Source organism: Desulfobacula toluolica Tol2, assembly GCF_000307105.1.
Taxonomy (GTDB): Bacteria; Desulfobacterota; Desulfobacteria; order Desulfobacterales; family Desulfobacteraceae; genus Desulfobacula; species Desulfobacula toluolica.
Genome location: NC_018645.1, coordinates 2,824,504 through 2,839,186 on the forward strand (window position 1 = coordinate 2,824,504; position 14,683 = coordinate 2,839,186).

Annotated in this window: 11 protein-coding genes; 9 read left to right on the forward strand and 2 right to left on the reverse strand. The window is 38.5% G+C overall.

Annotated elements, in window-relative coordinates:
• Positions 1-21: 21 nt before the first annotated feature.
• The 8 genes from TOL2_RS12985 to TOL2_RS13025 all read left to right on the forward strand — a co-directional run bounded on the left by TOL2_RS12985 (position 22) and on the right by TOL2_RS13025 (position 8,257).
• Positions 22-3,114, forward strand: coding sequence for a CoB--CoM heterodisulfide reductase iron-sulfur subunit A family protein (locus TOL2_RS12985; protein ID WP_014957885.1), 3,093 nt, complete (start codon positions 22-24; stop codon positions 3,112-3,114).
• A gap of 15 nt (positions 3,115-3,129) precedes the next feature.
• Complete coding sequence (locus TOL2_RS24640) at positions 3,130-3,552, forward strand: hydrogenase iron-sulfur subunit (protein WP_014957886.1); 423 nt, start codon at positions 3,130-3,132, stop codon at positions 3,550-3,552.
• 13 nt (positions 3,553-3,565) lie between these two features.
• The gene (locus TOL2_RS13000; RefSeq protein ID WP_014957887.1) at positions 3,566-4,525 is read left to right on the forward strand and encodes a 4Fe-4S dicluster domain-containing protein; all 960 of its coding nucleotides are present in this window, start codon (positions 3,566-3,568) and stop codon (positions 4,523-4,525) included.
• 16 nt (positions 4,526-4,541) lie between these two features.
• Positions 4,542-5,594: a 4Fe-4S dicluster domain-containing protein gene (locus tag TOL2_RS13005; protein ID WP_014957888.1), complete on the forward strand. Its 1,053-nt coding sequence runs from the start codon at positions 4,542-4,544 to the stop codon at positions 5,592-5,594.
• 19 nt (positions 5,595-5,613) lie between these two features.
• On the forward strand, positions 5,614-6,459 hold the full coding sequence (locus TOL2_RS13010) for an FAD/NAD(P)-binding protein (RefSeq protein WP_014957889.1): 846 nt from the start codon (positions 5,614-5,616) through the stop codon (positions 6,457-6,459).
• 123 nt (positions 6,460-6,582) lie between these two features.
• Positions 6,583-6,900 carry a TusE/DsrC/DsvC family sulfur relay protein gene (locus tag TOL2_RS13015; RefSeq protein ID WP_014957890.1) on the forward strand — a complete coding sequence of 106 codons (318 nt, stop codon included), beginning with the start codon at positions 6,583-6,585 and terminating at the stop codon, positions 6,898-6,900.
• Between the two features lie 92 nt (positions 6,901-6,992).
• Positions 6,993-7,448: a siroheme decarboxylase subunit alpha gene (gene ahbA / locus TOL2_RS13020; RefSeq protein WP_014957891.1), complete on the forward strand. Its 456-nt coding sequence runs from the start codon at positions 6,993-6,995 to the stop codon at positions 7,446-7,448.
• On the forward strand, positions 7,445-8,257 hold the full coding sequence (locus TOL2_RS13025; RefSeq protein WP_014957892.1) for a nitrilase-related carbon-nitrogen hydrolase: 813 nt from the start codon (positions 7,445-7,447) through the stop codon (positions 8,255-8,257). The genes ahbA and TOL2_RS13025 overlap by 4 nt, the downstream gene beginning before the upstream one ends.
• Before the next feature lies 1 nt (position 8,258).
• Here TOL2_RS13025 and TOL2_RS13030 read toward each other — a convergent pair whose 3' ends face one another.
• A complete protein-coding gene (locus TOL2_RS13030; protein WP_148278113.1) occupies positions 8,259-9,119 on the reverse strand; it encodes an MlaA family lipoprotein in 861 nt (286 codons plus the stop codon).
• 435 nt (positions 9,120-9,554) lie between these two features.
• Between TOL2_RS13030 and TOL2_RS13040 the strand changes: the two genes are divergently transcribed.
• The gene (locus tag TOL2_RS13040; protein ID WP_014957894.1) at positions 9,555-13,793 is read left to right on the forward strand and encodes an acyl-CoA dehydratase activase; all 4,239 of its coding nucleotides are present in this window, start codon (positions 9,555-9,557) and stop codon (positions 13,791-13,793) included.
• A gap of 65 nt (positions 13,794-13,858) precedes the next feature.
• Here TOL2_RS13040 and TOL2_RS13045 read toward each other — a convergent pair whose 3' ends face one another.
• Positions 13,859-14,683 (reverse strand): hypothetical protein, encoded by an 825-nt coding sequence (locus TOL2_RS13045; protein ID WP_014957895.1) that lies wholly within the window; start codon positions 14,681-14,683, stop codon positions 13,859-13,861.

Sequence of the window (14,683 nt, forward strand, 5' to 3'; positions counted from 1 at the left end):
TAGAAACAGGAGAATGTTAATATGAGTAATAAACTAACCGGATCTGTAGTTGTGATTGGTGGCGGTATTTCCGGCATGCTTTCAGCTTTAGACCTTGCAAATTCCGGGTACTACGTTTATTTGGTGGAAAAAGGTCCCTCAATAGGCGGCGTTATGGCCCAGCTGGACAAGACCTTTCCGACAAATGACTGTGCAATGTGAATTATCTCACCCACACTGGTCGAGGTCGGCCGGCATTTAAACATTGAGCTTTTAACGCTTTCAGAAGTTATTGATGTAAAAGGTGAGAAAGGTAATTTTCAGGTAGAAATTTTAAAAAAGCCGAGATATGTAGATGAAAATCTTTGTGTCGGCTGTGGCGCATGTGCGGAAAAATGCCCTGGAAAATTTGATGATACCTACAATGCAGATCTAAAAAAAAGAACGGCTATTTATGTTGAATATCCCCAGGCCGTACCATTAAAATATGCCATTAATCCGGATGTCTGCTTAAAACTGACAAAAGATAAATGCGGTACCTGCGAAGAAGTCTGTCCTGCCAATGCAATTGATTATACACAAACCGAAAAGAAACTAACCATTGATGCAGGATCAATTATTTTTTCTCCTGGGTTTACACCCTTTGATCCGTCAAAATTTGATAATTATCAATATGCAAAATTTCCCAATGTTGTAACATCCATGGAATTTGAGCGAATTTTGTCGGCAACCGGCCCCACCATGGGACATGTGACAACATTTCCGAAATTGCCGGTCAAACCTAAGAAGAAAAAAGACAAACTGCTGGCTGAAAAAAGAAAAGATCCCAAAAAAATCGCATGGTTTCAATGTGTGGGGTCAAGGGATATCAACAAATGTGATAACCCTTACTGCAGTTCTGTCTGCTGTATGTATGCAGTAAAAGAGGCTATTATAGCCAAAGAGCATGCAGGCAGTGATCTTGACTGCTCTATTTTCTTTATGGACATGCGGACACCTGGCAAGGAATTTGAAAAATACTATCAGACTGCCAAAGAAAAACACGGCATTAATTTTATCCGCTCCAGGGTTCATTCAGTCACTGAAAATCCTGAAACCCACGACCTGGATATACGCTATGTTGATGAACTGGGTCAAATTATTGATGCAACCTATGACATGATTGTTCTTTCCGTGGGGCTTGAAATTCCGCCTGAAACAAAAGAGCTTGCCCAAAAACTGGGTATTGATCTGACACCCAGCGGATTTTGCAAAACCGACTCCTTTGAACCGGTTTCAAGTTCCAGAGATGGTGTTTATGTGTCCGGTGTATTCAACAATCCAAAAGATATTCCCGAATCGGTTCTGGATGCCAGTGCAGCAGCATCGGCTGCCGGGGATGCCCTAAGTTCTGCCAGAGACACCCTGACCAAGGCGATTGAAAAAACACCTGAAATAAATGTCGTGGGAGAACGACCCAGAATCGGTGCGTTTATTTGTGATTGCGGCTCAAATATCAAGGGTGTTGTGGACTGTGCAGCCGTCACGGAATATGCAAAGACTCTGCCCTATGTTGAATTTGCCGATGAAGCCATGTATGCCTGCAGCCAGGATGCCCAGGATAAAATGGTCGAATATATCAAAGAAAAAAATCTTAACCGGATTGTGGTTGCGGCATGTACGCCAAAAACACATGAGCCGCTGTTCCAGGAAACACTTGCCAATGCAGGGTTAAATAAATATTTGTTTGAAATGACCAATATTCGTAACCATAATTCCTGGGTACATAAAAACAATCCTGAACTTGCCACTGAAAAAGCCAAAGACCTGGTACGCATGGCAGTTGCCAAGGCGGCTTTAGCCGAACCATTAAAAGAAGAAAAAATCAATGTAAATGATTCTGTTGTGGTTATTGGTGGCGGACTGGCAGGCATGACCTCTGCAAAGAGTCTTGCAACCCAGGGATATCAGACGCATATTATTGAGAAAAAAGAACGGCTGGGAGGTGAAGCTCATAAACTTTATAAAACCGCCCAGGGTGAAAATGTTCAAGCCAAACTTGATGAGCTGATCAAAGAGATTGAAAGCAATGACAATATAACGGTTCATTGCAATACCACTCTTGAAAGTGTTGACGGATTTGTCGGCAATTTTAAATCTACTTTGAAGAATGCTGATAAAGAATTTGAACTTGAGTATGGTGTGGCTGTTCTGGCTACGGGTGCCAAAGCCTTTGTAACAGATGAATATGAATACGGAAAAGATGAGCGTATCATCACATCCCTTGATCTGGATAAGATGTTCAAGGAAGATGATGCCAGGCTTGATGCCGTGAATTCTGCGGTTTTTATCCAGTGTGTGGGATCACGACAACCTGATCGCCCCTATTGTTCAAGGGTCTGCTGTACACACTCCGTTGACAGCGCCATTGAACTCAAAGAACGCAAACCTGATATGGACGTGTTTATTCTTTACCGTGATATCAGAACCTATGGGGAAAGAGAGCTTTTATACAAAAAAGCAAGAGAACTAGGGGTTATTTTTATCAGGTATGATGTGGAGAATAAACCAGCCGTCAGAATTGCCGACGGAAAGGTTTTGATCAAAGCAACGGATCATGTGTTGAACCAGCCCATTGAAATTGAAGCCGATCTGCTCACCCTTGCAACTGCAATCGTTCCAAGAAGAGATGAAAAATTGGCCAATTTTTATAAAGTACCGCTCAATGACGAGGGTTTCTTTGTTGAAAAACATGCTAAATTAGGTCCTGCGGAATTTGCAACTGATGGTGTATTTGTCTGTGGTTCAGGCCATTATCCAAAACCCGTCAACGAAGCAATCACACAGGGAAGAGCATCCGCATCCAGGGCGCTTACCCTTCTTGCAAAAAAAGAAAGTCTGTTTACCAGTGGAACCATTGCAAGTGTTGATCAGATGAAATGCAGCCAATGCGGAGTTTGTGTATCCATTTGTCCCTATTCGGCTCCAGGCTTTGTAACGGAAGGAAGGTTTGAGGGAAAAGCAGAAGTCAACCCGGTACTGTGCAAAGGATGCGGACTGTGTGTCGCTTCTTGCAGATCCGGCGCTTTGCACCTCAGAGGCTTTGATACAAATCAGATTTTTTCACAAATATTTGCACTGGGTGAAGTAGGTTAAAGGAGATCATAACGAATGGCTGAAAAAGATATTAAAATTGTAAGCTTTCTATGCAACTGGTGCAGTTATGGTGCAGCAGACCTTGCAGGTGTCAGCAGGATGGAATATCCGGCTGATATTCGGGTTATACGAATTCCCTGCTCCGGCAGGATGAGTCCTAAATTCATACTTTCAGCATTGAGAGAAGGCGCGGATGCCGTATGGGTTTCCGGCTGACATCCGGGTGAATGTCATTACCTGGATGGTAATTATTATGCACGCAGAAAATTTGCACTCATGGGAAATCTTTTGGAACATATGGGAATTGAACGAGACAGAGTCCATTTTTCTTGGATCTCGTCTGCCGAGGCAACCAAGTTTGTAGATGTGGTTAAAGAGATTTCAGATAAAGTAAGGGCACTTGGGCCAAATAAGAAACTTGTAAAGGACTATAATTAATAAAGGTAAGTTTATGAATACCTGTATAAATAAAATCAGGGAACTTTCTTTGGAACTTCTGGATAAAGGAGAGGTTGTTAAAGTTATTGGTTTTGCAAACGGAACCATTCCCATGGCAACAAGTCCTATTACCATTTCATCAAAACAAGATGTTGAAAAATTGGTTTTTAATTCAACATGCGGACTTAATCTTGCTAGTTATATAAAACAAAGTATTAAAAATAAAAAAGACAAAATTGCGATTATCGCCAAAGGGTGTGATACAAGAAACATTGTCACCCATATTGTCGAAAATCAAGTCAGCAGAGACCAGGTGCATATCATTGGTGTACCCTGTAAAGGAATGGTAGATAAAAACAAAATTGCATCCTTGTTCGAGGATGAAATCATCGAATTCACAGAAGACGGTGATACATTGAATGTTAAATCTTCCATAAAAGAAGAAAAACTGGAGAAAAAGGATTATCTGAGAGAAAACTGCAAGCTTTGCATGCACAAAAATCCAGTGATTTATGATGCGCTGGCAGCAGACCTTGTTGAAGAACAAAACCTTGATAATCCTTATCCTGATGTTGACAAAATCGAGGCAATGGATTCGGATACAAAATGGCAGCATTTTCAAGATCTGACACAAAACTGTATTCGATGTTATGCATGTAGAAATGCATGTCCCTTATGCTATTGTCCCACATGCTTTGTGGATGAATCAGGCCCCCAATGGGTTGGCAAAGGCCAGGACAAAACAGATGTAGACACTTTTCATTTTTTAAGAGCGTTCCATTGTGCCGGTCGCTGTACGGACTGTGGTGCATGTGTGGAAGCCTGCCCCATGAATATTAATGTCAGGGACTTTACAAGAAAGCTGAATAAAGATGTTTTTGAAATGTTTGGCTGGGAAGCAGGGCTGGATATTAATAAACGTCCTCCCCTGGACGCATACAGTCCGGATGATCCCAACGATTTTATCAAGTAAATAAAAAGGGTATACAATGAAATTTATAAAAATTGATAAAAAAGACTGGGCCAAGGGCATTGAAAAATCCAGGGAAACCTATCAGCTTTTTGGTCCTGTCAAAGATAAAAACGGCTTTTTCATCAAAAGTCTTGAAAAGGATGTATTGCCAGACATGGAATATCATGATTCCGTGATGTCGGCAAAATCGGTGCTGTTCCCGCAAACGGAAAAAATGCTTAGCGCGACCCTGGATGAATCTTGTGAAGATCATCACATAATGAAAAACATTCAAGATGATTATTCGCCAAGAGCAGTTGTGGGAATCCGGCCATATGACGCAAAAGCCGTGGAGCTGGTAAAACTTAATTTTGATACCGAGGATTACCGTGACCCTTATTGGTGTGATGCATATGAAGCAACAACCTTTGTAGGTTTGGGCATCAACAAACCCGGGCCTTTTGATTTTTCAACATCCACAGGTTCAGGGCCATTTTGTGAAGACGGGCTTGATGTCCTTCTGGCAGATCTTGATGACATGTATCTGGCAAAGGTTCTTACGGATAAAGGGGACGCCTTTCTGGGAGCCTGCGGGTTTGATAAGGTTGTCGATGAAAAAGAAAGTGGAGTGATGTTTGATGTTTTGAGAAAAGAAGCTGAAAAAAACATTACTTCTCAAATTGATACGGATAAATTAAAAGACAAAACCATTCTTGAGCTTCATGAAGCACCTTTCTGGGATGATCTTGCATTTTCCTGCATCAATTGCGGCACCTGCACATATGTGTGTCCCACCTGCTGGTGTTTTGACATACAAGACGAAACCAAGCAAAAATCAGCCACCAGGTTCCGTAACTGGGATACCTGCATGTCTCCTCTGTTTACACGTCACGCAACAGGACATAATCCAAGGGAGTCAAAAACCCAGAGGGTCAGACAAAGATTCATGCATAAACTGAAATATTTTCTTGATAAATACGACCAGGGGATCATGTGTGTCGGATGCGGCAGATGTGTTAAAAGCTGTCCGGTTAATATCGATATCCGTGAAGTGTGCAACCGTATGAACTCGTACGAAAAACAAGATTAGCGGACAAAGGAGGAAACACATGGAAAACCCCTATATACCGTATCCAGTTCGCATTGATGAAATTGAAATTGCAACTGAAGACAAGTCCTTGAAAACGTTTAAATTTGTTTTTTTAAACAAGGAGGATGAAGAAAAATTTTCCTATCAGGCCGGACAATTTGCTGAATTGTCTATCCCTGGCATAGGAGAAATTCCCATTGGAATCGCATCATCTCCCGTTGAAAAAGGATTTGTAAAATTCACAGTATTTAGAACAGGTGTTGTCACCGCCCACCTTCACAACATGAAGGTGGGAGATATAATGGGAATCAGGGGGCCTTTGGGCAATTGGTATCCCTGGGACAAGCTGGAAAATAAAAATGTGGTTATCATTGGCGGCGGATTTGCATTTACTACCTTAAGATCTTCCATTATTTATATGCTGGACCCTTCCAACAGAAGCAAATTTAAAAATATTGACGTGGTTTACGGTGCAAGATCTCCAGGCATGCTTTTGTACCGGGAAGAACTTTTCGAATGGGAAAAACGCGATGATATCAACATGCATATTACGGTTGATGGAACCGATGACCCTGACTGGAAATACCACACCGGATTTGTTCCAACAATTGTTGAGCAAAATGCTCCTAAAGCGGATGAAGATACTTATGCCATTATCTGCGGACCACCGATCATGATTAAATTTACCCAGCCTGCATTAACAAAGCTTGGTTATCAGGAACACCAGATTATAATGTCCCTGGAAAACAGAATGAAATGCGGAATCGGCATGTGCGGCAGATGTAATATCGGGAAAGAACTGGTTTGTAAAGACGGTCCAGTCTTTACTCTTGAAGAAATCAACCAAACCCCGAAAGAATATTAAATCAACTTGATTTTATATTGACAAGTAACCATTGCTTAAGATATGTTTAGCATTCAATTATTGAAGCTAAGACAGTATGTCTTAAAATGATAAGAAAAAAAACCTTTTACAGGAGGAAATTAAATGGCAACAATTGAATTTAACGGGAAATCTTTCGAAATAGATGAAGATGGATTTCTTCTTGATTACAATCTTTACAACACTGAATGGGTTGATTATGTAAAAACTCAAGAAGGTATTGAGGAACTTACTGACGAACATTGGCTGCTTGTAAAAGTTCTTCAGGACTATTACGAAAAAAATGGTATTGCTCCAATGGTTAGAGTTCTTTCAAAACTGACCAAGTTTAAACTGAAACACATCTATGAACTATTCCCGTCAGGACCTGGAAAAGGTGCATGTAAAATGGCCGGTCTTCCAAAACCAACCGGATGTGTATAGTAAGTCAGTATTCTATATAGTTGATTAGCTTTTAAAGGCTCTGCATAATAGTTGCAGGGCCTTTATTGGTTCTGGTTCAAGGAGTATAAGCTATGCCGGCAATTGATGATCAAAACAAAAAAATCCTTAACATGATCCAGGTTGATTTTCCCATTCATTCAAGACCCTATAAAATCATTGCGGATAAACTCGGCCTTTCGGAAAATGAATTGATCCAGCGGATCAGTCAAATGAAAAAAGATATGCTGATCAGAAGAATCGGCGGAAATTTCAGTCCTGACCGGCTCGGATACCATTCAACACTGTGTGCTGCCAGAGTGCCTGAAGAAAAAGTTGAACTATTTACAAAAACCGTCAATTCATATTCCGGTGTAACGCACAATTATAAACGGGATCATACCTTTAATATCTGGTTTACATTTATTGCGCCTTCAGTTGAAATAATCGAGAATAATTTAAAAGAAATCATCAAGGCAACCGGTGTTGAGACCATATTGAATCTGCCTGCGACACGAGTTTTCAAAATCAGTGCCAATTTTAAATTATGAGCTCTGTTAAAGCGGCTCTTATCGTTCAAAACTGTATTGCCGGAAATTTTAAAAAAAATCTTGAATCAAGCCTTTCCTTTATATCATCAGCCGCCCTGCAAGGTGCTGATATCATTGTTTTTCCAGAGATGAATCTTACCGGATATGTTTCAGGCCCTGACATTGTTTCCATTTGCCAACCCATAAGTAAAGATATTGTGACCTTGTTTTCAAACATGTCACAAGATTTAAAAATTACTATCCTGGTTGGTTTGGCAGAAAAGACACCTGACAAAAAAATATATGCTTCTCATCTGGTGTTCAAACCTTCAGGATCATTTGAACGTTATAGAAAAATTCATACTTCACCGTTTGAAAAAAAATACTTCACCCCTGGAGATAAAATCCCAGTGTTTAAATCACAAGGGCTTAATTTCGGTGTTCAGCTTTGTTATGATGCCCATTTTCCGGAATTATCACTGGCCATGGCTTTAAAAAAGGCAGACATAATTTTTATTCCCCATGCTTCACCCAGAGGCAGCTCACAGGAAAAATACGATTCCTGGCTTCGTCATCTAAGGGCCAGGGCATTTGATAACGGCCTGTATATTGCCGCATGCAATCAAACCGGTGACAACACCAAGGGTTTGTTGTTCCCGGGGATAAGCTTGTTGATCGGGCCGGATGGAAACGTCATATATAAATCAATTGATGGCGCTGAAGGTATCCATATGATCCGGATAGAAAAAGAGCTTTTAAACAAGACCAGGTCCCATAAAATGAAATATTTTCTACCAAACAGACGCTGTGACCTGTTTAACAATATTTAATTCAATTTTTTATTTTTTCTTGCCGATGCTGAATATAGGCATCCCTTATTGCGGCATAGGGATCAAGAGCTGCTTTCTTCAACGCCTCATAATCTCCAATATGAAAAGAGGTATCGTTAATTCTATCATAGGCTTTAAGGCCCCAGGAAAGTTCCCATGGTTCTAAATAATCAATTGGGGTTAAAAAAGAATCTCCAACACGACCGAGCGCATCCCTGATGGTTGATGGACCTAATACGGGAAGCATCAGATAACATCCATTGCCAATAGAATAGTAACCAAGTGACTGGCCCAGGTCTTCATCTGATGTGCGCAGATTGAATTTGTTCTGGGCGACCTGGCCAAAGCCTAAAACACCAAAGGTTGAATTGACTAAAAAAATATCAAATTCAGTTCCTGCTTTCTTTATTTTGCCTTGTAAAACATTATTGACAAACCGGACCGGGAAAACAAGGTTATGGAAAAAATTTTTCATCCCTTTGCGCACCAAATTGGGTGTAATGGCTTTATAGGCTGAAGCAAGTGGTTTTATTGCTGCAAAATATAGAATATCATTTAATGCATACATCGTGTAATTAAAATAATACAATGGATCGGCAATTAATTGAGGTTCTTCTATATTATCATAATCCTCAAGAAATAATTCATCCAGATCATCTTTTTTTTGTATGGATTGGTTGATTTGAGCAAAAAAAACACTGTTATCTTCATTTGTTTCAATGAGTTGTCTGGAAGCAACAAAAATGGAATCATACGGCAAAACAACTGATATTTTTTGGTTGCTCTGAGCAAATCCACTGGAAATCAAGATAAAAACAAATAAAATAGAGGTTAATATGGAAAAAGAATATTTTTTTTTCATTATGAGCATAAGTTCCTTTTTTTATCTTATTGATTTTTATATAAAAGTTTTCAAAAATCCAAACAGCGACTTTCATGTTTTGTTGTGGGCAAACCAGGATGAAATACCAAGTCTGCCATTAGAAGTTACGAACACGACATTTATATATCTTCTAAGGTTTAAAAATTCAAGACGATAGCTGTGATAGTAAAATTATTATTCTAAGAATATGCAATTTTATGAAGCAAGTTTTATCAATAAAGATTGACACATATATAAAAAACCAATACGCATACAATGCTTAATATATAAAAATTAATACCATAAAACATATACAGGACAGGTAACCATATGGCCCAGAAAGTCACATAAATCATTCCCTATTTATTTCATGAATGGATGGATGCTTTAAAGGGTTTTTAAATTATAGAATCAGGTAAAGGAAAAATTGGAATAATGAAATCACATATTCTCGGCATTGATGTAGGTTCTGTGTCTGTTCATATTGTCGTGATAAACCGGGAAGGCAATTGCATCCATACCGGCACATGTCATCATCATGGAGAAGTAAAACAATGCCTTTCAAACTTGATTGAAAAAATTGATATAAGCCATATACATAATATTGCAGTTACCGACGAAACTCCTTCCTTTATTGATGCAACCCGGTCTTATGATGAACAATTGACCCTTATACAGACTGCTCGATATTATCATAAAAAACTTGACGCTGTTTTACACATTGGCGGTGAAAAATTTTCATTGAGCAGATTTGACGGAGGGCATACTTATATTGGCACAAAACACAACACCTCCTGTGCTGCCGGCACGGGAAGTTTTCTTGATCAGCAGGCCCGAAGATTAAACCTGTTGGGCGGCTCCCGGGAACTGAGCCAAAAAGCCCTTTTAAATTCAAATAAAATTCCTTCTATTGCTACCCGCTGTGCAGTATTTGCCAAAACAGATCTTATCCATGCCCAACAGGAAGGTTATGATATTGAACAAATCTGTGACGGTCTGTGCCATGGTCTTGCAAAAAATATCTCCAACACCCTTTTTAACGATCTACATGTAGGTGAAAAAATTATTTTTTGCGGTGGTGTTTCGCAAAACATATCTGTTAAAAATCATCTTGAAAAAATTACCGGTCACAAATTTATCATTGATTCAAAAGCAGTTTTTTATGGCGCAATGGGTGCTGCGCTGTGTCTTCTGGATGACATGCGCAATCAAAAACAAATCAAGCAAAAAAACTTTGCGTCAATTAAAGATTTTTTTATTTCATCAAAAAAAGAAAAAATTCTTTTATATCCTGCTCTTTTGCTTTCGCTTTCACAATATCCGGATTTTAACTGTTTTTCCTCCTATGTTCATGACGATGTGGAAGCCGATATTTATCAAAATCCAGCCAAAATAGACACAGCACATGGATATCTGGGCCTGGATGTAGGATCAACAAGCACAAAGAGCATACTGATCAATCAAGATGGAATACCTATTGTCGGTTTTTATACAAAAACCGCATCAAGACCTGTGATGGCAGTTCAAAAAATCTTCAAAGCCCATGACTTGTTTTTTAAGACATATGGAATCGAAATGACCATTATTGGGTGTGGAACTACAGGCTCCGGTCGACGAATCAGTGGCAAAATCATAGGTGCTGATATTGAACCCGATGAAATTACCGCCCATGCGAGAGCAGCCGTTAATTTAAATAAAAACGTAGACACCATTATTGAAATTGGGGGACAGGATGCAAAATTTACCCTGCTTAAAAACGGCATGGTCACCTCCTCTGTCATGAATACAGTATGTGCTGCAGGAACAGGCAGCTTTATAGAAGAACAGGCTTTAAAACTTGAGTGCCCCTTATCAGAATATTCCAAGCGAGCAGAAGGGGTTGTGTCGCCTGTGACCAGTGACAGATGTACAGTTTTTATGGAAAGGGATATCAATTATTATTTTGCCCTTGGATATCAGAAAAATGAAATACTGGCCTCGGTTTTACATGCTGTAAGAGATAATTATCTGACAAAAGTAGCCAATATCGCCCAAATCGGAAATTGTATTCTTTTTCAAGGGGCAACTGCCAAAAACAAGGCGCTGGTTGCGGCATTTGAACAAAAATTAAACAAGCCTATCCATGTATCAAAACATTGTCATTTGACAGGTGCGCTTGGAGTTGCATTATTATCAAAAGAAAAACTGATCAAAAAATCCTGTTTCAGGGGATTTCAACTTTGGAAACAAGAGATTCCGATCCGCCGGGAAACTTGTGAAATCTGCACCAATCATTGTAAACTGACCATCGCTGACATTGGTGATGAAACCCTTGCATATGGTTTTTTGTGTGGCAGAGATTACCAGACAAATAAAATGATTCCAAAGCAAAACACCCATGATCTGTTGAAACTAAAGAAACAAGCCATTCCAAATTACAAAAAAACAGCTGTTAAGCACGATTTTATCATGGGTATTCCCAAAGCACTTCACCTTTTTGAAGACATTGATTTTTGGAGCCACTTTTTTTCCAGGCTGGGAATTAAAACCGTAACAAGCTCAAAGCTTACACACCCCGTAAAATTCGGGAAAAATTTTACATCAGCAGAGTTTTGTGCGCCGGTCGTTGCTCTGCATGGTCATGTCAAGTATCTGATGGATATGGCTGATTACATTTTTCTGCCATTTTATTTTGAAGAAAAACCTGATGAAAAAAACATACGCAAACAGCAAAGACGCAGGCAGCATTGTTACTACACTCAGTTCAGTCCATCTGTGATATCATGTCTTTCAGATTTTGATCAAAAAAAGATAATATCACCTGTTGTCAGATATCTGTACACCAATTTTCATACCAAGCTGGAATTATACAAGTCTTTAAAAAATATATCTGCCGGGTTTTCATTCTTTGATATCTCAAACGCATATGACAATGCAGTGGAATTTAAAAAAAAGTGTCAGTCAAACAAAAAAAACATTTATCGGCAATATAAATCCAAAGGCCCTGATATCAATATTGTCCTCTTAGGAAGGCCCTACACTATTTTGGACAATAATATGAACAACAATATCCCAAAGCTTTTTGAAAATCTGGGAGTTAAAACCTTTTTTCAGGATATGCTTGATTTTGAAACTCATGATTTTTCAAACATAGACCCTTTGTTAACAGAAATTCACTGGAATTATGTTGCACAAATTCTCAAGGCTGCATATATGACGGCAAATACTGAGCATCTTTATCCTGTCTATATCAGTTCATTCAAGTGTGCCCCTGATTCTTTCGGTATCCAGTATTTCAAAAAAATCATGGAAACCCACAACAAGCCCTATCTTGTATTGGAGCTTGACGAACATGACTCAAGTGTTGGTTATGAGACAAGAGTTGAAGCAGCCGTCAATGCATTTAAAAACCACAACAATTTAACATCAAAAGCAAAAGAAAACCAAAAACAAGACCTGTCCCATCTGCATCCGAAATTTTTATCAAAAATAAACAACAAAACAATTATTTATCCCAATTGGGATTCTTATTCAGGCAGCCTGATTGTATCCATATTAAAAAACGAAGGACTTCAGGCGCTTTTAATGGAAGAGACTCCTGAAACCTTAAAAAAAAGCATGCTGACCAATACCGGTCAATGTCTTCCTTTAAATGCTTTGGCAGCGGGATTTATTCATACGGTTGAAAAAAACAATCTTGATCCGTCAAATTGTGTATTATGGTTAAATCCTTCGGAAATTGCCTGCAACATCAAAATGTACCCCTATCACATTCAAACAATTCTTAAAAAAAACGGTAATGGATTTGAAAATTCTGAAATTTATAAAGGCCAGCTATCGTTATTTGATATCTCTTTAAAAGCAGCTACAAATGCATATTTTGCCTATATGTTTGGCGGGTTGCTAAGGAGTGTTGGTTGTAAAATCAGACCCTATGAAATTCATCAGGGCCAAACAGACCAGGCGCTTGACAATGCCTTGAAAATATTGTGCAATGCCTTTGAAAGGGGCGAACCCAAGGAGGCGGTATTAAAAAATGCAATAGGGCCGTTTTCAGATATTGAAACAAAAACAAAATATAGGCCCAAAGTAGGTATTTTCGGTGATCTTTATGTGAGGGATAATGATACAATCAATCAAGATTTGGTTCGTTTTATTGAAGACAATGGGGGCGAAGTCATTACCACACCCTATTACAAATATATCAAAATCATTGCCAATTCTTATTTTAAAAAATGGTTTAAAGAAGGAAAATATTTAAGCCTTTTTTCAAACAAATCCCTTTTTATAGCCATGCAGGCAATGGAAAAAAAATATTATAAATATTTTGAACCGATTTTGAGTAAATCTGCGTTTGAGGTAAAAGGATCTTATGAGAATATCCTTTCCGAATACGGTATTCTCCAGGAACATACCGGTGAATCCATGGATAATATTTTAAAAATTCATCACATCATCAACGAACACCCTGACTTAAAACTGCTGGTTCAAACTAATCCTGCATTTTGTTGTGCAGGACTCATTACAGAGGCAATGGCTCAAAAACTTGAAGCAAAAATCAACATACCCATTGTAAGTATCACCTATGATATTTCAGGGGGCAAAAAAAACAAGGTGATACTCCCGTTTCTCAAAGATTCAGAAAAAAAGCATTCGTATGAAAATCTTCAAAAGTCCAAACATCGGCTTTCATAATTTGGTTTCTGCCCTTTAGGGTATTGTGAACAAACCGATAAAAATACCAGGTCTGCCCGTGGCAGTTATTCCCATAATCTGAAAGTATCTGTCTGACGCTCACCAGGAAGATAGGGTTTGATTTCAGGATATTTTTTTAAAATCGAGTTTTGAAAATTCATTCGTTTAACATTAAACCGGTTGTGTGAATCAACTGCCCTGCGGTATCTCAAATAATACTGATCATAATTTTTAAGATGTTGTGAGCTTTTATACTCTGTAATATTATAAAAGTTGATGTGGGTATATTTCAATAAGTCTACAAAATTATCCAGATATTTTTGAAGACTTTTATAGTGCTGGATAACGGTTCTGTTGGTATAAAATTTTTGAATATTAAACACCCATTCAAATTCTTTTCTGTTAAAAAAACTTTCATAATCAGATACATATGCCGCAAGTCGGTTTATGTCATCTTGATTTTCAATCATGATAAGTCTAAGTTGATCAATAAATTCAATTGTAGTTCGAATTTCATTTATCCTGGATTCAACCTTACTGAGATTTTCCAGTTCTCCCAAGGCATTATCAAGTGTTATGGTACTTGTTTTTAATTCTTCGCAAAGATGGAGCATTTGCTGTGTAACAGGAGGCAGATGTGAATATTTGTTTTTTTCCATATAATTTGAATAAAGAAAAAATTCAGCGCCTGCTACTGCTGAAAACGTCAATAAAAAAACCATAAAAAGAATAACACCGGATTTTTTACGGGATTTAAAAATAAAATAAGGGGTCGTGACAGGGGCAAACAAAACAATGAGCGACCACCATTTGGGTTGATTTTTATGATAACACTCATAGAGCATTAATGAGGAAATAATTGCCACATATGAAAAATAGATATAATACAA